Genomic DNA, 22809 nt, shown 5'->3' on the forward strand with positions numbered 1-22809 from the left:
TAACAAGTTGAATAGCCATTGAAATGCATCTGTTGATTTCAAGGTGACCGCCGCAAGTAAATTTATTAGAACTATACCAATGATTATAAAGTTGTATTTAATGTGTTGGCGATTGATTAAGGCAAAACTTTCCCAATCATAAATCAACCAGTCGTGGGAAAAATCGTCGCATTTGGGGCACTTATGGGTTGGCGGAAGTTTGTCTGCGATATAACCACAGTCAGGGCATCGAACTTTCATGGCGCTATCCTGAGACTCTCTTATTAGGTGACATGCCATGTCGCGTCTCTTGTCGCGGTAAGTGCGAGACCTATCGAGGGGAAACGCGACTGGGGCGACGGCAAGCCCGACTATGGTAAAGAGGGTAGCAGGGCCCCCCCTGTTTGCCACTAGTCTGTCCATCGACTGATTTTGGCCAATTTCTGCCTGTCACGAAGAGCAGCACCGACCCAATGCTGCCGGTCAGATCCCATGGATGTCGGACAAATAGCCCAAACGCCTATGGCATCATCCGCAGCGGATCAGCGTCGTCCGGTCCGGGTGCTCACATCTACCCACACGGCCAACACCAGAATGCTGCCCTTGACGATCATCTGCCAATAACTGTCGACGTCGAGCATGGACATGCCGTTGTCCAGGCTGGTGATGACCAGCGCGCCGAGGAGGGCGCCGTAGACAGTACCGGAGCCACCGCGCATGGAGGTGCCGCCGATGAAGCAGGCGGCGATGGCGTCGAGTTCGCCCATGCTGCCGGCCGACGGCGAACCAGCAGCCAGGCGCGCGGTGTTGACCACGCCGGCGAGGGCGCACATCACGCCCATGATCCCGAAAATCCAGAGCTTCACGGCCTGTACATTGATACCGGACAGGCGCGTCGCTTCCATGTTGCTGCCCACGGAATAGACGCGTCGGCCGAAGACGGTCTGACTGGTCACGTAGCTGAACCCGCCCAGCAGGATCAGCAGAAGCAGGACCGGCACGGGAATGCCGTCATAACTGTTGAGGGTCTGGACGAAACCGGCCAGTACCGCGCCGATCAACAGCACGCGTACGACGTCACGCACCAGTGAATGCGCCGCCAGGCCGTGAAGGGCGCGATTGCGCCGTTGTTTCCAGGTCAGGAACAGCGTCAGTGCGAACAGCAGAACGCCCAGGCCCGTGCCGATCGTGTGTGGCAAATAACCCTGGCCAATGTAGACGAGCTCCGGTGACACCGGGGCGATGGTCGTGCCGCCGGTAATCCCCAGCAAAATGCCCCGGAAAGCCAGCATGCCCCCCAGCCCCACGATGAAAGACGGAATGCGCAGGTAAGCGGCCATGTAGCCGTTGGCGAGGCCGATCAACAGTCCGCACAGGGCGACAAGGCTCAGGTTCGCCAGCAGCGGTATGTGGTAGATAACGTCGAGAATAGCCGCGACGCCACCGAGCAGGCCCAGCAATGAGCCGACCGACAAATCGATCTCGCCGCTGATGATGACCAGCACCATGCCGCAGGCGAGAATCCCGGTAATGGACATCTGGCGCAGCAGATTGGAGAGGTTGCGCGGTGTCAGGAATCCGCCCTCGGTCTGCCAGCTGAAGAACAGCCAGATAAACGCCACGGCAAACACCAGCGCGAGCATCTTGTAGCGGGTGAAGAGTTGTTTGACCTGATTCATTTACGCGGATTTCCGATCTTTATTGTTATGGCTGTCAGGCTGGCTGAGTGCGGCGGCGAGCACCTGTTCCTGAGTGAGTTCATGGTTGATGAAGTCGCCCTGCAACCGGCCTTCGCCGATCACCAGTACGCGGTCGGAAACGCCGAGCACTTCGGCCAGCTCCGAAGACACCATGATGATCGACACGCCTTCGGCCGCCAGCGCCCCCATCAACTTGTAGATCTCGTACTTGGCGCCGACATCGACACCTCGGGTGGGCTCATCGAGAATCAGGACCCGGGGTTTGGTCAGCAGCATCTTCGCCAATACGGCTTTTTGTTGATTGCCGCCGGACAGACTGGTGATCGGCAGGAACGGGCTCGCGGTCTTGAGGTGCAGGCGCGAAATTTCTCGATCGATGCTGCCCAGTTCGGCTTCGGCATCGATGCGGGTCAGTTTCGAGTAACTGTCCAGCACGGCCAGGGTGATGTTCTGGCCGACTCCCAAGTCTGGAATGATGCCCTGGCGCTTGCGGTCCTCGGGCACCAGGCACAGGCCGGCACGGATTGACTTGAGCGGCGTGCGGGTGTCGATGAGTTGGCCGTCCAGCCAGACTTCGCCTTCGTGACGGCCGGGGTAGGCGCCGAACAGCGCGGTCACCAATTCGGTGCGGCCTGCACCGACCAGCCCGGCGATGCCGAGGATTTCCCCACGCTTGAGGGTGAACGAAATATCGTCGACCCGTTTGCGCCTGGGGTTGTCGACGTCGTAGCAGGTGATGTGACGGGCCTCGAAAATCACCTCGCCAATGTCGTGTGGCTCGGTGGGGTAGAGGTTGCTCATTTCCCGTCCGACCATCTGGGTGATGATCTGTGGAATATCCATGTCCGCCATGGCGGTCGTGGCGATGTGTTTGCCGTCTCGGATTACCGAAATGGTGTCGCACACGGCGGCCACTTCATCGAGCTTGTGGGAGATGTAGACACAGGCAACACCCTTGGCCTTGAGGTCGCGGATGATGTCCAGCAACACCTCGATTTCCGAACGGGTCAGGGCCGATGAAGGCTCGTCGAGGATCAGCAGGCGCGCCTGCTTGTTCAGTGCCTTGGCGATTTCCACCAGTTGCTGATAGCCGCCGCCGTACTGCGAAACCGGCAGCGATACGTTCATGTCCGGCACTTTCAGCTCACGCATCAGGGCTTCGGCGCGGTGGATCATCGCCGGGTAATTCATCCGCCCACCCGGCAGCGTCAGTTCATGGCCCATGAAAATGTTCTCGGCCACCGACAGGTCGGGAACCAGCGTCAGTTCCTGGTGAATGATGACGATACCTGCGGCTTCCGTTTCGCTGATCGATTGCGCCTTGAGCGGTTGACCGTCCCAGAGGATTTCACCGTCCCAGGTGCCATGGGGGTACACCGCGGAAAGGATCTTCATCAGCGTGGACTTGCCGGCGCCATTCTCGCCGCACAGCCCGACGCACTCACCCGGCTTGACCTTGATGTCGATGCCGTTGAGCGCTTTGACACCGCCGAAGGTTTTGACGATACCGTTCATTTGCAGCAGATAGTCGGACATGGCAGAGACTCATAAGCGGCAGGTACGAGGCTGGTCCCGCAGGAGCGAGCTCCTGCAGGGGGGGATTACGGGGTGATGATCACTTTCCGGCAATCTGCGCCTTGGTGTAGAACCCGTCCTGTTCCAGCAGGTCGATGTTGTCCTTGGTCAACGGAGTCGGGGTGAGCAGGATGGTGTCGACTTTTTTGCTGCCGTTGTCGTACTGCGAGCTGTAGGCGGGTTTCTCGTTACGCGCCAGTTGCACCGAGAGCTTGGCGGCTTCGGAGGCGATGAGTTTCAGCGGCTTGTACACGGTCATGGTTTGAGTGCCGGCGATCACTCGCTTGACCGCTGCGAGGTCCGCGTCCTGCCCCGAAATCGGCACCTTGCCGGCCAGTTGCTGAGCGGCCAGGGCCTGGATGGCGCCGCCTGCCGTGGCGTCGTTGGAGGCGACGATGCCGTCGATTTTGTTGGCGTTGCGGGTCAAGGCGTTTTCAACAATGCTCAGTGCTTCGGTAGGGTTCCACTCCTTCACCCATTGTTGGCCGACGATCTTGATATCACCTTTGTCGATGGCCGGTTGCAGCACTTTCATCTGCCCTTCGCGCAGGACTTTTGCGTTGTTGTCGGTGGGCGCACCACCAAGCAGGAAGTAATTGCCCTTGGGCGCTGCGTGCAGCACGCCGCTGGCCTGCATCTCGCCGACCTTTTCGTTATCGAACGAAATGTAGGCGTCGATATCCGCGTTGAGTATCAGACGGTCATAGGACACGACCTTGATTCCGGCTTTCTTCGCTTCGGCCACTGCATTGGTCAGGACCGTGGCGTTGAACGGCACGATGACGATGACATCGACGCCACGGGAAATGAGGTTTTCGATTTGCGAAATCTGCTTTTGCTCGTTGGCATCGGCTGACTGTACGAAGACCTTGGCGTCCATTTTCTCCGCCGCCGCAACGAAGTAATCGCGGTCACGTGACCAGCGTTCCAACCGCAGATCATCAATGGAGAAACCGATTTTCGGATGGGCAGCATCGGCCATCACCGGCAGCGACAGCAGAGCCAGGGCGCTGGCAAATAGCGCGCGTTTTACGTTCTTCATGGTGGTGCGTCCTTTTATTTTTGTTTGAAAGACACGGCCTGACGATGAGTATCGGGCTGGTAGAACTGTAGAGAATCTGCAGACGCAGCGGACACAGATTTGTCGTGCGAATGTCACAGCGTTGTTGCGCCCGCAGACCCCGTTGGCGATCAGCGATAGATAAACCGGTTGACGACGTTTTCGAGCATCTCCTGCCTGCCGCTGACGGCCTGCGGATTCAGCTCGTTGGCGAATGCGTGTTCGGCTAACGACTGGAGGTTGAACTCACCCGCCAGCACCGCCTGCCCGAACGGCTGCTGCCAGCCGGCGTAGCGTTGATCCTTGAACAGCTGAAGCTGGTCGTTCTGCACCATGGCGGCTGCCCGCTCCAGGGATTGGGCGAGGACGTCCATTGCGCCGACGTGACCATGGAACAGATCGATCTCATCGAGGCTCTGGCGGCGAACCTTGGAGTCGAAGTTGAACCCGCCATTCTTGAACCCGCCGGCCTTGAGAATTTCATAGGTGACCAGGGTCATTTCTTCGATGCTGTTGGGGAATTGATCGGTGTCCCAGCCGTTTTGCGGATCACCGCGGTTGGCGTCGATGCTGCCGAAAATCCCCAGCGAGACGGCCGTCGCAATCTCGTGATGAAAGCTATGACCGGCCAGGGTCGCGTGGTTGGCCTCGATGTTGACCTTGATTTCCTTTTCCAGGCCGAACTGCTGGAGAAAGCCAAACACGGTGGCGCTGTCGTAATCGTATTGGTGCTTGGTCGGCTCCTGCGGCTTGGGTTCGATCAGCAGGTCGCCTTTGAAACCGATCTTGTGCTTGTGCTCGACCACCATGCGCATGAAGCGGCCCAGTTGTTCGCGTTCACGTTTCAAGTCGGTGTTGAGCAGGGTTTCGTAGCCTTCGCGACCGCCCCACAACACGTAGTTGGACCCATTCAGGCGTTGGGTCGCGTTCATGGCACTGAATACCTGGGCGGCAGCGCAGGCGAACACTTCGGGGTCAGGGTTGCTGGCGGCGCCTGCGGCAAAGCGCGGGTTGCTGAAGCAGTTGGCGGTTCCCCACAGCAGCTTGATCCCGCTTTCTTCCTGGTGTCGCTCCAGGTGATCAATCATTTGCGCGAAGTGGTTGCGGTACTCCTTCAGCGAATTGCCTTCCGGGGCGACATCCGTGTCGTGGAAGCAGTAATAGTCGATACCCAATTTGGAGAAGAACTCGAACGCGGCTGCCGCCTTGCCAATGGCCAGCTCCATCGGGTCGCCGGCGTGTAGCCACGGGCGCTTGAAAGTACCTGCACCGAACACATCCGAACCCGGCCAGACGAAAGTGTGCCAATAACAGGCGGCCATGCGCAGGTGTTCGCGCATGGGTTTGCCGAGGATGATTTTGTCGGCGTCGTAGTGACGGAAGGCGAGGGGAGAATCACTGGCAGGGCCTTCGTAGCGGATCCGGTCGACATCGGGGAAGTACGGCATTGGCAATGTCCTTGTTGTTCTTGGGCGTGTCTCGATACTAACAACGGCCCCGAGCCTGCTGATTATGAAAATCACCAACAGCGGGTGCGATTTTGCGTATTGAGATTCGCCCTCTGCACGCCTAGTCTGTGCAAACCGCCTCTATGGCAAGGGGCCCGGAACAAGCCTGAAAACAATGAAAACCGTACCGCCTGTTCACCGCATCGCACTGTTGTTCAACGGGAGCAAGATCTATGACCGCGGCATCATCAGCGGCATCGGCAACTACCTGAGCAGCACCCGCGCGTCCTGGGACCTGTTCCTGGAGGAGGACTTTCTCTGCCGCTTGAAAGGAATCGAGCGCTGGCAAGGTGACGGAATCATTGCCGACTTCGACGATCCGCTGATTGGCGAGGCGTTGGCCGACATCAAGCTGCCCGTGGTGGCGGTGGGTGGTTCTTATCAGGATGAACGGGCCTATCCCAAAGGGATCCCGTACGTCGCTACCGACAATAACGCACTGATCACACTGGCTTACGCGCACTTGATCGAGGCAGGGCTGCAGCGTTTTGCCTGCTTCAGCCTGCCTGAAGCGCAGGCAAATCGTTGGGCTCAGGAGCGGGAAAAATCCTTTCGACGACTGATGCAACGTGACGGCTTGCACGCCGAGGTCTATCGCGGCATGGGTACCAGCGCACCGCTCTGGGACAGCGCCGTCGAACAACTGATCGCCTGGCTCCAGAGCCTGCCCAAGCCCATTGGCATCATCGCCGTCAGTGACGCCCGCGCCCGGCAGTTGCTGCAAGCCTGCCTGACCGCCGGAATCGCCGTACCGGAGCAGGTGGCGTTGATCGGCATCGACAACGACCCCCTGACACGCAGCCTGACCCGGGTCCCCCTGAGCTCGGTCATCCAGGGCACCGAAACCATGGGCTGCACCGCCGCACAACTGCTGCACCAGATGCTGCACGGCAAGCCGTCCACGGGCACGCACATCCTGATCCCGCCTGATGCGATCAACGTGCAGGTGTCGAGTTTGCACCAACCTTTGGGCAACCCCTACGTCATGCAAGCGCTGCTGTTTATCCGCCAATATGCCTGCCAGGGCATCAAGACAGCGCAGGTAGCGGCTTATGTTGGCGTGTCGCGTTCATCGCTGGAGTCGCACTTTCGCACTGCGCGAGGCTGCAGCGTGCACGACGAGATTCTGCGCTTCAAACTGGCGGCGGCCACCAGCGGGCTGGAAAATACCAACACAGCGATTGCGGACGTTGCCCGTAATTGCGGTTTCAAATCCGCACAATATCTACACACGGTGTTCCGTCGCGAGTTTGGATGTACGCCCCGTGAATACCAGCAGGGCGCGAGATAGCGATGCTGGGTGCAATTGGTCGATTGTTGTGTGGTGCGAAGGGCTGGTTTCGACTGTGGATTCAACTGGTCGATGCATCGAAATGCACCGGATTGTAGTCGCGGAGATCTGCGCAAAGCGCTGGATGTCTTCCTGCGGGAAGCAGCGGGAGAGGGTGAAGCTATCGCCTGTCTGGATCCCTTCGGCTGCACGCTGTCTGAAGCTTTTCATTGAAGGGCCTTCTCCTTCGACTAAAAAGAATGCTCGGTCCCTGGAAAGTCGCCTGCTTGCACATCGCCGGTGAAGTCGCGCGCTGCCCCGAGCAGCACGCCTCGCAGGTCGGCATATTGCTTGACGAACCTGGGCAGAGGTCCGGTGCGCAATCCCGCCATGTCCTGCCACACCAATACTTGAGCGTCACAACCGTTGCCAGCACCGATGCCGACGGCCGGATCGGGCCACAACACCATTTTTGTCGATGACAAAGACCCGCTTCGTCACGGCTTTCAACGGGTTTGATCGGTCGCATAATGGTGCTAGGGCTTTCTGCGCTTCTACAGTTAGCATTAGGCTTTATCTACGCAGTAACCGAGTGGGTCGAACATTGATCGAACGACGCCAATTCAGCGGAGGCATGAAGGGGAAAAATCTCCGCTATCTGAATGAAAACCCTGATGAGCCTGCTCGTATGACCCGGGCAGGCTTTGTGTTGCTCGAGCATTTTTCGCTGCCCGCGTTCACCCAGGCACTGGACACCATTGTCACCGCGAATCTTCTACGACCCAGGCTGTTCTCTTCGCGAACGTTCGGTTTGAACGACGGCGAGGTCATCAGCGATCTGGGCCTGGTCATTCGGCCGGATGCACGTCTGGATGCTTCAGCCATTCACGACCTGGATCTGCTGGTGATTTGTGGTGGCTACAGGACAGAGCTCAAGGCTGATGATGAGTTCATCAGCCTGTTGCGAATGGCGGCGAACCAGGGTGTCTGCCTGGCCGGGTTGTGGAATGGCGCATGGTTTCTGGGCAGCGCAGGTTTGCTCGATGGGTATCGTTGCGCCATTCACCCCGAACATCGCCCCGCACTCGCGGAAATCTCCAAGGCGACGCAAGTCACCAGTGAACCCTACGTCATTGATCGCGACCGCCTCACCGCGTCCAGCCCCTCGGGGGCATTTCATATGGCGCTGGACTGGATCAAGGGCCTGCACGATAAAGCCCTCGTCGAGGGGATCGAGGACATTCTGGCGTTCGAGGAGTCTCGCTATCGGCGCATCAAACCGGCTGAAAATATCTGTGTGAGCGCGCCCTTGCGCGAGGTGGTCAAGCTGATGGACGCCAACCTCGAAGAGCCTCTGGAACTGGAGCAACTGGCGGCCTATGCCGGCCGTTCCCGGCGGCAACTGGAACGCTTGTTCAAGGAGCAACTCGGTACAACGCCGCAGCGGTATTACATGGAGCTGCGCATCACTGAAGCGCGGCGACTGCTCCAGCACACAGAACTGTCCCAGGTCGACGTGTTGGTGGCTTGTGGCTTCGTGTCGCCAAGCCATTTCAGCAAGTGCTATAGCTCGTACTTCGGGTACAGACCTTCCAAGGAAAAGCGGCTCGTTAAATAAAGGCTTTCCTTCACCTCTGCGTACCTGACTTCCGGCCCGATTGCTGCCCCGTCCCGCAGGGCAGCCATCGATCGGCTTTTGACGCTATTTGTAATGCTGCTCAAACATCGCCACCTGATCCGGCTTGATCAGCTGAAAGGGTACCCAGACATCCGCTTCGACCGGCTCGCCCTTGATCATCTTGATGGCCGCTTGTACCGCGCTGATCGCCTGGGCCTTGGGGTCTTGAAAGACGGAGGCGACCAGCATCCCGCGCTTGATCGCCGCCAGGCCGTCGGGCAGGCCATCAATGCCGACAATCGCAATCTCGCCCTTGGCTTTGCCGGCTTGCTGCAGTGCCATGGCCGCGCCGATGGCCATCTCGTCGTTGTTGGCGACGATGGCATCGAAGCCAGTGCCAGCCAGCAGCCAATTGCTGGTCAAGTCCATCCCTTTGTTGCGCTGCCACTCGGCACTTTGCTGTTCGATGATTTTGATCCCGGGGTAGTCCTTGAGCACCTGTTTGACCCCTTCGGTGCGGTCGTGCGTGGAGTTCTGTGCCAGGTCGCCCATGATGATCGCGATGTTGCCTTTGCCCCCCAGCTTGTCGGCCAGGTAGCGCATTTGCAGTTGCCCGGCCTCGATGTCATTGGACGCCACCGTGACCACGCCTTTGGGCAGCACGCGTTCGTCCGGGTGGCGGTTGACGTAGACCAGAGGAATCTTCGCCTCGACGGCTGCGCGGGTCATGTTGGCGGTGGCGGCGGTATCCACGGGCAGGACGATGACGGCATCCACCTTCTGACCAAGAAAGCCCTGAATCTGATTGAGCTGGCGAACCACATCACCCTGGGCATCCTCGAACTGGATCTGGACGTTCTCCTTCCTGGCGGCATTTTCCAGGCCGTTGCGCACATAGGTCATGAAGTTGTCGTCAACCCTGGCAATGCTGACGCCGATGCGATAGTCGGCGGCGGCCCATTGGCTGACGAGTAATAACAGCGTGGCGAATAGAAGTGTGCAGCGACGCATGATGGTTTTCCTTTTGTTGTTATGAGAGATCCAAAACGTAGGGGCTGGTTACGCTGTAGCAGCTGTCGAGCCCCAGCGAGGCTGCGTTCGGCTGCGCAGCAGTCGTCAAACCAGAAGTCGCGGTGCGTCAGGCAGACCGCGTCAGCCGGATTCACGACGGCTTCGCCGTCGAACGCAGCCTCGCAGGCTCGGCAGCGGCTACAAAGAGAGCGACATTTCAATCAAGCGTGAAGGCTTGCCGAAAACGCTCAAGTGCCACTTCGCTGTCACCGCTGGCCCAGCCCTCGAGCCCGACGACCCCGGTGTATCCCATGCCGAACAAGGCCTTGGCAATGGCCGGATAATGGATTTCACCGGTGCCGGGCTCCATGCGGCCGGGCACATCGGCCACCTGGATTTCGCCGATGGCGCTGCCGGCGCGCTGGATCAGTTCGATCAGGTTTCCTTCGCCGATCTGGGCGTGATAAAGGTCCAGGTTCATCTTCAAATGCGGGCTGCCCACGGCCTCGATCAGCGCCAGAGTATCGTCGGCGCGGGCGAAGGGCGTGCCGGGGTGGTCCACCTCGGTATTGAGGTTTTCCAGCAGGAATACCCGGCCGGCGTCTTCACCCAGGCGGGCGATCTTTTCCAGGGTCTTGCAGGCACTCAACCACATGCGTCCGGTGGTGTGGGCCACGGGTTTGACCGGCAAGCCTTTATCGCCCAAGCCAGTGCCATGCAGGTTGAGGCTCGGGCAATTCAGTTGTGCGGCGACGGCCAGCGATTCCCGTGCGCTGTCGAGCAGGTGCTGGATGCCTTCGGGGTCGGTCAGGTTGCCCGAGATGTAGCCGGTCATGGAGGTGAAGTCAGCGCCGGTGGCGACCAGGGCCGCAATGTCTTTTTTGGTCCAGTCCCAAATTTCGGCGCTGAAACCCAGCGCGTGAATCCGTTTGACGCGCTCGGTGAACGGCAGGTCGAGGAACACCATCTCGGCACTGATCGCCAGTTTGAACGGGATAAAACTCATGAACGGGCTCCTTGCACGCGCACTGCTTGGCCCTGTTGGACGGACTCGATACACGCGCGGGCAATGGCCAGTGCCGCTCGGGCATCTTCACCGCTGGCCAGTGGTTTTTCACCGGTGCGCAGGCAGTCGACAAAGTGATTGAGCTCGGCCACATAGGCATCCCGCAACAGGTCGGTGTCCATGCGTTGGGTGTCGGCCTGGATGCCATTAGCCAAGTAGCGCACCAGGTCTGAGTCATTGACGCTGCCCATGGTCAGCATGCCGGCGCTGCCGAACACTTCCCCCCGAACATCGTAGCCATAAACGGCCTGGAAATTGGCCTCGGCGGTGGCGATGGCGCCGTTGTCGAAGCGGATCGTCACCACGGCGGTGTCCAGAAACCCTTTGCTCTTGTAGTCCGGTGCAATCAGCGCATCGGCCATGACATAAACTTCGACCGCTTCGGCACCGGGATTGAGGTAGCGCAGGGTATCGAAGTCATGGATCAGGGTTTCGAGAAAAATCACCCACTGCGGCGAAGCGGCCGGATTGTTCAGCGCCGGATCGCGGGTCAGTGAGCGCAGCAGTTGCGGCGTGCCGATACGGCCGGCGACCACGTCCAGATGGGCGGTGCGGAAGCTTTTGGCAAAACGACGATTGAAGCCAACCTGCAGCGGCACGCGGGAATCGGCGGCTGCGGCGATGGCGCGGTCGGCCTCGTCGAGGGTAATGGCCATGGGTTTTTCACAAAACACACCTTTGCCGGACCGGGCCGCACTGATCACCAGTTCGGCATGGCTGCGGGCGGGGGCGGCGATCAGGACGCCGTCAATTTCCGGGTCATCGAGCAGTTGCTGTGGATCGGTATAGACCTTCTGCACCCCCAACTCTGCCGCCAACCGAGCGGCCTGGCCGGGGGTAGGGTCGGCGATGGCGGCCAGGCAGGCGCCGGGGATGTGCCGGGCGGCCGTCTGGCCGTGAAAACTGCCCATGCGGCCGGCGCCGATGAGGCCCAGGCGGATGATCTTGGACGTACTCATGAATTGACTCCCTTTTATTGTTGTTCAATGACTTGGCCGCAGGAATGTCCTCGGCTGGCATAAGCCTTTGAGCAAGCGCTGTGCCAGTATTTAAGTCATTGATATTCAAAGGGTTAATCAATATTTTTTGAAAGAAGTGTTCATTCGCAGGACATGTCTACACTGACATGTCTAAAACATGAACATGGAAGCGGATGTCGATGATGGTCAACCCACAGGTAACAGCCTTCAGCGCGCAAGACCTCGATTACATCACCGCTCTCGGCCCCGCGTCGTTGAACGAAGGCTCGATCGCCGCGCTGGAACAGGCCTGGCTGGCGTGTCTGAACGGGCGCACCGATCGACCTGCAGGGGTCAGGCAGGTGATTTGGGATTCCTGGCGGCGCAGCGTCGGCACCGGCCTCGATCCTGAGGATGGCGAATATCGATTTGTTGCTCCTGCCGTTCTGGCCGCGACGCTGGCGGCCAATCGCACGTTGATTGCAGCGGCGGCGCAGGTCATGGGGGGATTGCTGGCCTACAACCCCAGGGGCCATATCAACCTGACCGATGCTCAAGGCACGACCCTGTATTTCTGTGGTCTGGACCTCACACCGGTGGGCAGCCGATTGCTGGAGTCGGTGCAGGGCACCAACTGCACGGGGCTGGCGCTTGCCGAAGATCGCTTGGTGTATGTGCTGGCCGAGGAAAACTTCGCCAGCGGCTTGCGTCGACGGCGCATGCACTGCGCCGCCGCGCCGATCAGGGATGCGCAGGGCAGGACGCTCGCCATGCTGACCCTGACCGCTGAGCCGGGCTGGTTTCATTTCCATACGCTGGGCACCGTCCAGGCCGCGGCCGAAGCGGTCTCGCGGCAGATGGCGCTGCAAGCCCTGCTGGAAGAGCAACAAACCGTGCTTGAAGTGCTCAACGAAGGGCTTGTGGTGCTGGATGAGCAGGGCTGCATCAAGGCGCTCAACCGTTATGCCCGGCAATTGTTCCGCGTGGGCCAGGATCTGCTCGGCAGCCCGTTCCGTCGTCTGGGGCAAAGCGAACTGACCGATAAGATTCTGCTGCATGGCGGGGAAGGGCTACGGGATCTGGATTGCACGTTTGAACTGCATGATCGCAGCCATTTGGCGTGTCTGGTGTCGGTGTGCCCGCTGGAGCAGGGTGGGCGGATTGTTTCGTTGCGTGAGAACCGGCGCATCCGCGAAATTACGCGCCGGGTCATCGGCACTCAAGCCAGCTACACCTTCGAGACCATTCAAGGTAATTCGCGAGCGATACAAGACGCCTTGCGCCTGGGACGGATCGCCAGTCGCAGTGAATCGACCACGCTGATTCTGGGTGAGAGCGGTACCGGCAAGGAGCTGTTCGCCCAGGCGATCCATAACGCCAGCGAGCGTTGCGACGGTCCTTTCGTGGCGGTCAATTGCGGAGCCATTCCGCGCGATCTGGTGCAAAGCGAACTGTTTGGTCATGTCGAGGGTGCCTTCACCGGATCGGCCCGTGGCGGATCTGCCGGGAAGTTTGAGTTGGCCGATGGCGGAACGATCTTCCTCGACGAAATCGGTGACATGTCTTTCGATGCTCAGGTCAGTCTGCTACGGGTCTTGCAGGAAGGCGAGGTGACGCGCGTGGGGGCGAAAAAATCGCAGCAGGTGGATGTGCGCATCATCGCCGCCACCCACCGCAACCTGAGCCAGGCGGTGGCCGATGGCGCTTTCCGTGAGGATCTTTACTACCGGCTCAACGTCCTGAATCTGACGGTTCCGCCGCTGCGGATGCGCCGGGAAGATGTGCCCTTGCTGGCGCGACATTTTCTCGGTCGTTGCGCGCGGTCATTGCGCAAATCGGTGCAGGGCATCTCGCCAGAGGCGCTGGATATTCTTTCGGCCTACAGCTGGCCGGGTAATGTTCGCGAACTTGAAAACACCATCGAGCGCGCAACGAATCTGGCGATGACCGAGATGATTCAGCCGGGTGATCTGCCACTTGAAATCAAGCAAAGGCTGCGGCCATCGGTGCCGGGAAGTGTGCCCGAACCCCGGGCTGCGCTGGACCTTGGCACCCATGAAATGAACGCGATCATCGCCGCCCTCAGGGATGCCCGAGGCAACATCCGCCTGGCCGCCCGGCAACTGAACGTTTCTCGTGGCGGCTTGTACAACAAGATGAATCGGTTCGGGCTGAGCGCCGATGCTTTTCGTGCGAGCACCGACCTCTGATGGGTAATGCTGTTCACTTAAGCCGTAATGCGATCTGTAGCAGCTGCCGAGCTTGCGAGGCTGCGTTCGGCTGCGTAGCAGTCGTAAAACCAGAACTCGCGGTGTGTCAGGCATACCGCGTCAGCTGGATTCACGACTGCTGCGCAGCCGAACGCAGCCTCGCAGGCTCGACAGCTGCTACCAGCGAACGCAGCCTCGAGCGTTCTCTGAGGTAATGATCTGCAACGGAATATGCACCCGATGCCGGAGCGGATCGAAGTCCGGCGTGGTCTGTAACTCGACCAGCAAGTCGACCAGCGCGGCCGCCAGCAATCGCGGCTGGGAGTCGATGACCAAATCGATCAACCCTTGATCCAGGGCTTGTCGCGACAGCTCGGTCGACTCCTGCAGGATGCAACACAGCGACGGCCGTTTCGGCAGCTGTGACAGGGCCCGGATGATGCCGTCGCCGCCACCGCCGACCACGCACAGCCCCCGCAAATCGGCATGGCGCGCGATGAGTTCCAGCGTCGCCTCTTCGGTGACATCGCAGTTGTCCAGGTTGATCACCGCTTCGAGTAGCCGCAACCCCGGTGCGCGCTCCGCCAGGTAACTGCGCAGCCCCTCGACCCGAGCCTGATGACCGAGAAAACGATGGCCGCCGAGCAATACGCCGACGCTGCCCTTGCGTGCGCCGCAGGTGTGAGCCAGCAGCCAACCCATGGTGCGCCCGACCTCATGATTATCCTGACCGATGTAAGGTTCTTCTGCCGCCTCATGGATGTCCGACAGCAGGGCGATCACCGGCACGCCTGCGGCTCTGATCTGCGCGATGGCGGCATTGATCAGCGGGTGAGCGAAGCTGACCACCGCCAGGCCATCACACTGCACGGCCAGTTGTTCGATCTGGGCAATGATCGCGCTGGGTGTGCGATCGAAGACGTATTCGAACTGGCAGCTCAGATTGGCGCCGGCCTGACGCTGCGCTGCCTCGGTGATGGCGGAGGCAACGTTGGCATAGAACGCCTGGGCGGTACCGAGTAACAGGATGCCGAATCGATAGCTGGGACGACGTTCGCGAATGCGTTGGCCGATCAGCCGGGCGGCGAAATAACCGACGGCTTCGGCGGCCTGGAACACCTGCTCGGCGGTGGCTGGGCTGACCGGAGCCCGGGCGTTGAGCACCCGGTCCACGGTGGCGACACTCAAGCGAGCGTGCTCGGCAACGGTGGCGATAGTGGGGCGTTTTTTGTTGTTCATGGTGGGCCCTTGAGTCGCTTTGATAGAAAACTATCAAGCTGCAATGGGCCTGGATGATAGCTTGATAGGGAATGTATTCAAGGGATTGAGGGTGGTTTGTGCGCTCTCTATATTTTCTCCAGCGATGCCATCCCGCATCGAAAGCAAGTGCTTAAACCATCAAGCTTGCGGAGAACAATAAAATGCCCGAACACAACGCAGCCTTTGAAAAAACCGATAAACCCGTGCCAAGGGATTATCGATTGACCGGTCCCGAAGCCGCCCGAGCGGCGCAAAAAGGTTTGGTATCGGCAACGTGGTACCAATCGCCCATCTCCCGCAAACGCATGAAAGAATTGATGCAGCGTCGCGATGGCCCGGCCCTGCGTGATACCGCCATCTGGCTGTCGGCGATGGCTGTGACCGGCTTCGGTGGCTACTGGTTCTGGGGCTCCTGGGCCTGCGTTCCGTTCTTCTTCGTCTATGGGCTGCTCTATGGCACCGCGTCCAATGCCCGTTGGCACGAAACGGGTCACGGTACGGCGTTCAAGACCCGCTGGATGAATGATGCGGTCTATCAGCTGTCGAGCTTCATGTTCATGTTTGAACCCCAGGTCTGGCGCTGGAGCCATGCGCGGCATCACACCGACACCATCATCGTCGGTCGCGATCCGGAAATCGTCGAGCCGCGTCCACCGAGTCTGATCATGATGGTGCTGAGCCTGTTCAGAATGCCTTACGCGTTGAAGACGATGGGGTCAGTTTGCCGGCATGCGGTAGGGCGGATGGGTGAAGAAGAGCAGACCTTCATCCCCGAATCCGAATGGCCCAAAGTGGCGCGAGACGCACGCGTCTGGCTGGTCATCTATGGGCTTACCGTGGGCACTGCGCTGTATCTGCAGAGCTGGTTGCCGCTGATGTTGATCGGTCTTCCGACTCTCTATGGCGGTTGGTTGTCTTACCTGTTCGGCCTTTCGCAGCATGTCGGCCTGGCGGAAGACGTACTCGATCACCGCAGCAACTGCCGCACGATTTACATGAACCGACTGCTGCGTTTCCTGTACCTCGATATGAACTATCACCTGGAACATCACATGTATCCGATGGTGCCTTTTCATGCACTGGCGCAGCTTCACGAAGAGATCCGTCACGACTGCCCGCCGCCTTACGGCAGCCTGTCCGAGGCCTTCAAGGAAATCATCCCGACTATCTGGAGGCAGCGCAAAGACCCGAGCCATTTCGTCTGTCGTCCTTTGCCACAACGCGCAGCATCGGCCGCCACCGTCCAGGCAGAGCCTGAAGTAACGCCGGCCTGACACCTTCCTGTCTGTACCACTACCAGAGAAAACGCCATGACCGATCAATGGATCGATGTATGTGCCGTGGGCGATATCAACGAAGAAGACGTCATTCGTTTCGACCATGGCCAGCACACCTATGCCGTGTACCGCTCCGCCGACAGCGAGTTTTTCGCCACCGCGGGCCTGTGCACCCATGAGTCCATCCACCTGGCCGATGGCCTGGTGATGGAGCACGTTATCGAGTGCCCCAAGCACAACGGGCGTTTCGACTACCGCTCCGGCAAAGCCCTCGGCGCACCGGTGTGCGTCAACCTCAAGACCTATGAAGTCCGGGTCGAGGCGGGGCGTGTGTTGCTCGCCATCACGGTTTAACTGCACGGAGTCTGTGCCATGAGTCCTGCCAATGCTCCACTGGTCATTGTTGGCGCCGGGCATGCCGGTGGCCGCGCGGCCCTGACCCTGCGCGACGAAGGTTATAGCGGTCGCCTGATCCTGATAGGCGACGAGTTTCACCCGCCTTATGAACGTCCGCCGCTGTCCAAAGGGTTGCTGCAGGGCACGGTCGATCTGGCGGGCTACAGCCTGTGCAATAGCGCTCGGCTCGCTGAACTGGGCATCGAACACCTGGCCGGTAACCCGGTAAAAGGCCTGGACCCGCAACGGCATCGTCTGCAATTGGCCGACGGCAGCTGGCTGCGTTACGCCCGGCTGTTACTGGCGACGGGAGGGTGCTCGCGCAAGCTTGCCTGTGTGCCCGAGCATCTGCGCAATGTGCTTTATCTGCGTAGCCATGACGAGGCGCTGGCACTGCGCGCTTCGTTGCGGCCCGACACCCGACTGGTGATCATCGGCGGCGGCTTCATCGGCCTCGAAGTCGCAGCCAGCGCCCGAGCCTTGGGCTGCGCGGTGACCTTGCTCGAAGCCGGGCCGCGCCTGGCGGGACGGGTGTTGCCGGAACGGTTGTCCAGCGTTCTGTTGGAATTGCATCGCAGCCAGGGCGTGGATGTCCGACTGAACGTGGCCATTGAAGCAGTGCAGGGCACTACTCATGTTGAATCCGTGCAACTGGTCGACGGCCAACTACTGCCCTGTGATCTGGTGGTGGTGGGCATCGGCATGCAACCCAACACCGAGTTGGCCATGGCCGCCGGGCTTGAGGTCGGCCAGGGCATCCGTGTCGATGCGCAACTGCGCACCAGCGCGCCGGACATCTTTGCGGCGGGGGATGTCTGTGAATTTCGGCTGCACCCGCAAGGGGTTTTCCAGCGTCAGGAAACCTGGCGCAACGCCGAAACCCAGGGCCGCCACGCCGCCCTGAATCTGCTGGGCGGCGAGCTGCCTTTCGAGGTCATTCCCGGTTTCTGGTCCGACCAGTACGACTGGGGATTGCAGACCGTGGGTGTGATCGCAAACACAGAACCCACGGCGAGCCGGACAACCCCCAGTGGCGGTTTCCTGTTGTTCTACCTCGATGACGAACAACGTCTGCAAGGCGCTTGCGGCTGGGGCCAGGGCAATAGCGTCGCCAAGGACATCAAGTTGTGCGAACGGCTGATCGCTTCGCATAACCCCCTCTCGGTAGAGGCTCTGGCCGACGCCGAGGTATCGCTCAAACAACTGCTGAGGAACTGACATGCGTGAATTCCTGGTCTTCCAGTCCCTTTGGGCCATGCAAGATCACCATGGCCAATGCGAACTTGCGTTGGAAGCGCAACTGGAGAAAATCGCTGCCGCCGGTTTCGACGGAATCACTGACCATTTCTGGATGGCGAACCATGCCGCACGCTTGCATGCCGGCGCCAAGGCACAGGGCCTGCAAATCGAAGGTCAGGTGTTCCCCCGCACCGTGGATGATCTGGCGGCAGCGATCGACGTCGCGTCCCGCTACGGCTGCCACCATCTCACCCTGCAAGCCGATGTCCGGCCGCGCACGCTGGCGCAAGCCATCCAGTTGATCGAGGGGTGGCAGCGACTGGCCGAGCAGGTGGACTTTCCGATCCTGCTGGAAACCCATCGTTATCGCCTCACCAGTGACCTGTTGTTCACCCTCGACATTCTCGCTGAAATGCCCGATCTCAAACTGTTGGCCGACTTGTCCCACTATGTCGTGGGCCGCGAACTGCCGGAGCCGGTCGAGGCCGAAGACGACGAACAGATCCAGACCATCCTGCGCCACAGTTGGGGTTTTCACGGCCGTGTCGCCAACAGCGAACAGGTTCAGGTGCCCTTGAGTTTCGCCCAGCATCGACCCTGGCTGGAACGTTTCCTGGGCTGGTGGCGCTATGGGATCGAGGACTGGCTGGCTCGACCGGACACGCCCACCAGCCTGTCCTTCACCTGTGAACTCGGCCCGCCACCCTATGCCATCACCGGGGCCGACGGACGCGACATCACTGATCGCTGGGCCGAGGCGTTGATGCTTAAGGAATTGATGCGTCAGGTTTGGAGTGACTGCCGGGGGCGACCTCGCGATGGCCTCTGATTGAGGCAGCGGCATATCAGGGGCACTATATTTTGCGGATCATCCGCCGGGTTGAGGTCGCCGGCGCAGCATAAGCGTTTTCAGGTCGATATCCTCGGCCATCGCCTTGTTGCCGGTATCGCCGGGATGCAAGTGGTCGCCGGAGTCGATAGGCGGCAGTAAGCGACTTGGGTGTTCTGGGTCGCGGGTCATTAGATCGAAGTCGATCACGGCATCGAATGCGTGGCTGCTACGTATCCAGTCATTAATGGCCTGGCGCAGTTGTTCTTTCTCGGCGCTGTGATAATTCTTCACGATCGTTCCCTCCAGGGCGCCTTCGACCGGCATCAGGGTTGTTCCAATGATGCGAATGTTGTTCAGGCGCGCTTGATCGATCAGTTGCCGATAGCCCGCAATCAACTGTTCCTTGACTGGCAGGCGTTCGTTCGGCGCGAAGGAGGAGCCCGGCCAACTGATGTCATTGATGCCGAGCATCACAATCACCGTTTTTACTCCGGGCTTGTCCAGTACATCGCGCTTGAAACGCGCCAGTGCGCTGACACCCATGCCATCTTCGAGCAGACGAGCCCCGGATATCCCAGCGTTGAGCACCGCGAGCTTCTGCGTGGCCAAGCGTTGAGCGAGGAAGTCCGGCCAGCGTCGATTGCTGTCCAGGGTCGAGCCATTGCCATCGGTAATCGAGTCGCCGAGCACCACCAGGGCACGGGTGTCGAGCGGTGCATCCACCAGAATGTCGCTGAGAAACAGCCGCGCCTCCACCTGCTCGCTGCCTTCCAGCCGCTGAGCATCGACGTGTTTGCCAGGGGCGATAAATGCGGTTTGTTTGCCATCCCAGTGGAAGGTCGTCAACGGCGTGTGCTGCGGCAGATAAAGAGAGATCGCAAGCTCACTGAGCGCCGGCACTGCCAGTTCTATCGGGTCACTGACCCGCGTCTCACCCACGGCGAGGGTGACCTGTTCCTGATCGTTGAACTTCAGGCTGTGCCCGGAGCCTGCGCGAATCTGATCGACGCCCTCAACGAAGGCGATACGCGCGGCACCGATGACCAGCGGTTGCTTGCCATATTCGTTGGAAACCACCACCCGTAACCGGCTTCCGCCGCTGCTGATGCGCACCCTCTGGTGAAGGGTGCTGTCGGTCAGCGCTTCCGGAATTCGCGTGGGCAGTGGCAGTTCGTTGCCCCAGGTGGGTTGAGGGCTGGCCATCCAAGTGGTGACCCAGTTTTCCGCCGCCATGACAGGGCTTGCGGCAAGCAGGGCAGTCAAGGCAAGAGGTAACGGTATTCTCGAGTGAAAGGCTTTCATCCAGGTATCTCCTTGGGCGGTAATGATTCAAGAAGGCCAGATTGGTCTATTCAAAATACGTGTGGTAGAAGGGGAAGCTGCATACAGCCCATTCCAGAATCGAATGCCCATGGACAGTCTTAAAGCGATGCACTGTTTTGTCCGTGCCATTGAGCTCGGAAGCCTGTCATCTGCCGCGCGTGAGTTGGGCAGCACTCAGCCCACCGTCAGCAAACTGGTCGCGGCGCTGGAAAAGCAATTGGGAGCCCGTTTGTTGATTCGTGGCACCACCGGGTTGACGCCTACCGAACAGGGAAAGCGTTTCTACGAGCGTGCCAAAGGCGTGCTGGAAGAGTACGGCGAGGCCGTTGCGGATGTGCGTGGTCTGACCGAACGCCCCGAAGGTTTTCTGCGCGTCAACGTTCCGGTCAGCCTCGGTGTGTTGCGGTTGAATGCGTTGCTGTTGTCGTTCATGGAGCAGTATCCGGCCATTGAAGTTGAACTGATCCTCAATGATCGTTTCGTCGATCTCACTGAGGAAAACGTCGACCTGGCCCTGCGCCTGGGGGGCAGCCTGCCGCCGAACGCCGTTGCCCGACGCATAGCGACTTCACCGCGCTATCTGGTGGCCGCACCTGAATACCTGCGCAACCATTCCCCATTGAAAAGCCCGGCGGACTTGAGCGAACACAATTTCCTGCGTTTTGCGTGGTTGACCGCGGGCGACCGTCTGGAGCTCAACGGCCCTCATGGTGAGCAGGTCAGTGTCACGACTCAGGGGCGCTATCGAACCAACAGCTCATTGGCCATTCGCGACGGTCTTCTGCAGGGCGCGGGGCTGTGTATCACGCCGGCCTGGCTGGTCAGCGACCTGCTTGAAAGCGGGCAGTTGGTCCGGGTGCTGCCCGACTGGAGCGGCCCAACGAACGACGCTTTTCTGATCTATCCCGAGCGCCGCTATCGCCCGCTGCGCACGCGTTTACTGATGCAGTATCTGGCCGAACGGGTAGGGCAGTTGCCTGGTTTCATGTCTTGATGGAGCACCCTTGATTTGACGGGTATTTGGTTGTGCTATACAACTAAATACACATTCTGTTCGAGGTGCTTGCCGTGACCCGTGCCCAGTCAGACCTGATCAACCAAGTCCGTTCGGCGTCGCGCCTCATGGTGCGCGAGTTGGGGTTCATGCAAACCACGCTGGCGGCGACGGACTATTCGCCTTCGTTTGTTCACACGATCGTGGAGATTGGGGATCGGGGGGCGCTGACAGCAGGGGAGCTTGTGGAGCTTCTCGGCCTGGAAAAATCCACCGTGAGCCGGATGGTGCGCAAGCTCATTGAGGCCGGCGAGATCGAAGAAATTCCACACGAGGAGGATGCGCGCTCCAAGAAGCTGCGACTCACGGAACAGGGCAAGAAAACCCTGCGAGCCATTGATTCGTTCGCCAGGCAACAGGTGGACGCTGCCATGGTTTATCTGACGAATGAACAACAACAAGCGGTGAGTGAGGGCATCGCCAACTATGCCGGCGCCCTGCAAGCCCATCGACTCGGTACAGCGCCGCAGCCCCCCGCGCAGCTGGAGATCGCTCGGGGCTACCGGCCCGGAATCATCGGCCGCATGGTGCAAATGCATGCCGACTACTACGCACGGCATTCGAATTTCGGCCAGCCGTTCGAAAGCCTGGTTGCATCGGACATGGCGGAGTTGATGGGGCGTTTGCACAATCCACGCAACGAGGTTTGGGTGGTGTTGGATGGCCAGCGAATTGTCGGTTCCATCGCGATCGACGGTGAAGGCGAGGGCGGCGAAGCGTTTCTGCGCTGTTTCATTCTGGATGACTCGGCGCGAGGCAAGGGCGCAGGCAAACGCTTGCTGGCTGAAGCCATGAAATTCTGTGACGAACAGGGCTTTTGCGCGACGCGGTTGTGGACGTTCAAAGGCCTGGATGTGGCTCGCAAACTGTATGAAGACTTTGGCTTCAAGTTGGAACAGGAGCAGGAGGGCCAGCAGTGGGGCGCAACGGTTATCGAACAGTGTTTTGTTCGACCTGGCCCGGTTGCTGGGCCGCTAAATGGAGTTGGCGATACGCATCCACCAATTGAGCTTGCGTGAATGCGCGATTTCGCCCGCTGGGATTGGGCAGGACCCAGACCGAGGCATAGCCGAAGGCCTTGGACTGAAGCCCCCACGCAATTTCCCGTTGACCGGATAACGCGCTGTACGCAGCTTTGCCGAGAAACGCCACAAAGCGTGGCGCATAGCGCGCGATCTTTTGTTCAAAATCCGCGGCGGCAGCGGTGAATTCATGCACGGACAGCTGATCCGCTCGCGCTGTCGGCCGTTCAACCACTGCGGTTAATCCACATTGATACTGCAAGATCGTCCGGTCGTTTTCCGGGCGCACCTCTGTAGGCGTAAAACCGGCGAGATGGAGTGTGCGCCAGAAGCGATTGCCTCGACCCGCAAAATGATGGCCTTGGGCGGCGGCAGTCACGCCCGGATTAATGCCACAAAAAATCACCGCAAGTCGTTCGGTGAGAATGTCTTCGAGTCCTTCAGCCACCC

19 protein-coding genes and 2 pseudogenes are annotated in these 22809 nt (G+C 59.8%); 9 read left to right on the top strand and 12 right to left on the bottom strand.

Annotation, left to right across the window (positions count from 1 at the left end):
* Positions 1 to 521 precede the first annotated feature (521 nt).
* The 4 genes from PSH69_RS12405 to xylA form a co-directional block, all read right to left on the bottom strand.
* The gene (locus PSH69_RS12405) at positions 522 to 1658 is read right to left on the bottom strand and encodes a sugar ABC transporter permease (protein WP_305412242.1); all 1137 of its coding nucleotides are present in this window, start codon (positions 1656 to 1658) and stop codon (positions 522 to 524) included.
* Positions 1659 to 3215: a D-xylose ABC transporter ATP-binding protein gene (gene xylG, locus PSH69_RS12410; RefSeq protein WP_258612311.1), complete on the bottom strand. Its 1557-nt coding sequence runs from the start codon at positions 3213 to 3215 to the stop codon at positions 1659 to 1661.
* Positions 3216 to 3294: 79 nt separating this feature from the next.
* A complete protein-coding gene (gene xylF, locus PSH69_RS12415; protein WP_019648608.1) occupies positions 3295 to 4296 on the bottom strand; it encodes a D-xylose ABC transporter substrate-binding protein in 1002 nt (333 codons plus the stop codon).
* Between the two features lie 149 nt (positions 4297 to 4445).
* Complete coding sequence (gene xylA / locus PSH69_RS12420; RefSeq protein ID WP_305412245.1) at positions 4446 to 5762, bottom strand: xylose isomerase; 1317 nt, start codon at positions 5760 to 5762, stop codon at positions 4446 to 4448.
* A 175-nt stretch (positions 5763 to 5937) separates the two neighbouring features.
* Here xylA and PSH69_RS12425 point away from each other — a divergent pair, with 175 nt between their 5' ends.
* A complete protein-coding gene (locus PSH69_RS12425) occupies positions 5938 to 7113 on the top strand; it encodes a XylR family transcriptional regulator (RefSeq protein ID WP_305412247.1) in 1176 nt (391 codons plus the stop codon).
* A 76-nt stretch (positions 7114 to 7189) separates the two neighbouring features.
* Here PSH69_RS12425 and PSH69_RS12430 read toward each other — a convergent pair.
* Positions 7190 to 7323 (bottom strand): annotated as a pseudogene (locus PSH69_RS12430) (acyl dehydratase); the annotation flags it as partial.
* Positions 7324 to 7343: 20 nt separating this feature from the next.
* Positions 7344 to 7544: pseudogene (locus tag PSH69_RS12435) on the bottom strand (3-methyl-2-oxobutanoate hydroxymethyltransferase); the annotation flags it as partial.
* Positions 7545 to 7726: 182 nt separating this feature from the next.
* Here PSH69_RS12435 and PSH69_RS12440 point away from each other — a divergent pair.
* Positions 7727 to 8710 (top strand): GlxA family transcriptional regulator, encoded by a 984-nt coding sequence (locus tag PSH69_RS12440; protein ID WP_026331794.1) that lies wholly within the window; start codon positions 7727 to 7729, stop codon positions 8708 to 8710.
* 84 nt (positions 8711 to 8794) lie between these two features.
* Here the strand turns inward: PSH69_RS12440 and PSH69_RS12445 are convergent, their stop codons facing one another.
* From PSH69_RS12445 to PSH69_RS12455, 3 genes are all read right to left on the bottom strand, one after another.
* Entirely contained in the window at positions 8795 to 9721 is a 927-nt protein-coding gene (locus tag PSH69_RS12445; RefSeq protein WP_305412248.1) for a sugar ABC transporter substrate-binding protein, read from the bottom strand.
* Positions 9722 to 9938: 217 nt separating this feature from the next.
* The gene (locus PSH69_RS12450) at positions 9939 to 10727 is read right to left on the bottom strand and encodes a TIM barrel protein (protein WP_305412250.1); all 789 of its coding nucleotides are present in this window, start codon (positions 10725 to 10727) and stop codon (positions 9939 to 9941) included.
* A complete protein-coding gene (locus tag PSH69_RS12455) occupies positions 10724 to 11746 on the bottom strand; it encodes a Gfo/Idh/MocA family oxidoreductase (RefSeq protein WP_305412252.1) in 1023 nt (340 codons plus the stop codon). The genes PSH69_RS12450 and PSH69_RS12455 overlap by 4 nt, the downstream gene beginning before the upstream one ends.
* A gap of 194 nt (positions 11747 to 11940) precedes the next feature.
* On the opposite strand from PSH69_RS12455, the gene PSH69_RS12460 reads away from it, so the two are divergent.
* The gene (locus PSH69_RS12460) at positions 11941 to 13956 is read left to right on the top strand and encodes a sigma-54-dependent Fis family transcriptional regulator (RefSeq protein ID WP_305412253.1); all 2016 of its coding nucleotides are present in this window, start codon (positions 11941 to 11943) and stop codon (positions 13954 to 13956) included.
* 177 nt (positions 13957 to 14133) lie between these two features.
* Here the strand turns inward: PSH69_RS12460 and PSH69_RS12465 are convergent, their stop codons facing one another.
* Complete coding sequence (locus tag PSH69_RS12465) at positions 14134 to 15195, bottom strand: substrate-binding domain-containing protein (RefSeq protein ID WP_305412254.1); 1062 nt, start codon at positions 15193 to 15195, stop codon at positions 14134 to 14136.
* A gap of 182 nt (positions 15196 to 15377) precedes the next feature.
* Here PSH69_RS12465 and PSH69_RS12470 point away from each other — a divergent pair, with 182 nt between their 5' ends.
* The 4 genes from PSH69_RS12470 to PSH69_RS12485 are packed head-to-tail and all read left to right on the top strand — an operon-like array spanning position 15378 to position 18957.
* Positions 15378 to 16490 (top strand): fatty acid desaturase family protein, encoded by a 1113-nt coding sequence (locus tag PSH69_RS12470; RefSeq protein ID WP_305412255.1) that lies wholly within the window; start codon positions 15378 to 15380, stop codon positions 16488 to 16490.
* Positions 16491 to 16526: 36 nt separating this feature from the next.
* Complete coding sequence (locus PSH69_RS12475) at positions 16527 to 16847, top strand: MocE family 2Fe-2S type ferredoxin (RefSeq protein ID WP_081361822.1); 321 nt, start codon at positions 16527 to 16529, stop codon at positions 16845 to 16847.
* An 18-nt stretch (positions 16848 to 16865) separates the two neighbouring features.
* Positions 16866 to 18107, top strand: coding sequence for an NAD(P)/FAD-dependent oxidoreductase (locus PSH69_RS12480; RefSeq protein ID WP_305412259.1), 1242 nt, complete (start codon positions 16866 to 16868; stop codon positions 18105 to 18107).
* 1 nt (position 18108) lies between these two features.
* Positions 18109 to 18957, top strand: a complete 849-nt coding sequence (locus tag PSH69_RS12485; RefSeq protein ID WP_305412261.1) for a sugar phosphate isomerase/epimerase — start codon at positions 18109 to 18111, stop codon at positions 18955 to 18957.
* A gap of 39 nt (positions 18958 to 18996) precedes the next feature.
* On the opposite strand, the gene PSH69_RS12490 is transcribed toward PSH69_RS12485, so the two are convergent.
* Positions 18997 to 20262, bottom strand: a complete 1266-nt coding sequence (locus PSH69_RS12490) for an SGNH/GDSL hydrolase family protein (RefSeq protein WP_305412262.1) — start codon at positions 20260 to 20262, stop codon at positions 18997 to 18999.
* Positions 20263 to 20371: 109 nt separating this feature from the next.
* On the opposite strand from PSH69_RS12490, the gene PSH69_RS12495 reads away from it, so the two are divergent.
* Both PSH69_RS12495 and PSH69_RS12500 read left to right on the top strand, forming a co-directional pair.
* On the top strand, positions 20372 to 21277 hold the full coding sequence (locus PSH69_RS12495; RefSeq protein ID WP_305412263.1) for a LysR family transcriptional regulator: 906 nt from the start codon (positions 20372 to 20374) through the stop codon (positions 21275 to 21277).
* Between the two features lie 128 nt (positions 21278 to 21405).
* The gene (locus PSH69_RS12500) at positions 21406 to 22356 is read left to right on the top strand and encodes a helix-turn-helix domain-containing GNAT family N-acetyltransferase (protein WP_305412822.1); all 951 of its coding nucleotides are present in this window, start codon (positions 21406 to 21408) and stop codon (positions 22354 to 22356) included.
* On the opposite strand, the gene mug is transcribed toward PSH69_RS12500, so the two are convergent.
* The gene (gene mug, locus PSH69_RS12505) at positions 22268 to 22807 is read right to left on the bottom strand and encodes a G/U mismatch-specific DNA glycosylase (RefSeq protein ID WP_305412264.1); all 540 of its coding nucleotides are present in this window, start codon (positions 22805 to 22807) and stop codon (positions 22268 to 22270) included. The genes PSH69_RS12500 and mug overlap by 89 nt on opposite strands.
* Positions 22808 to 22809: the final 2 nt, after the last annotated feature.

This window comes from Pseudomonas sp. FP1740 (assembly GCF_030687165.1).
Taxonomy (GTDB): domain Bacteria; phylum Pseudomonadota; class Gammaproteobacteria; order Pseudomonadales; family Pseudomonadaceae; genus Aquipseudomonas.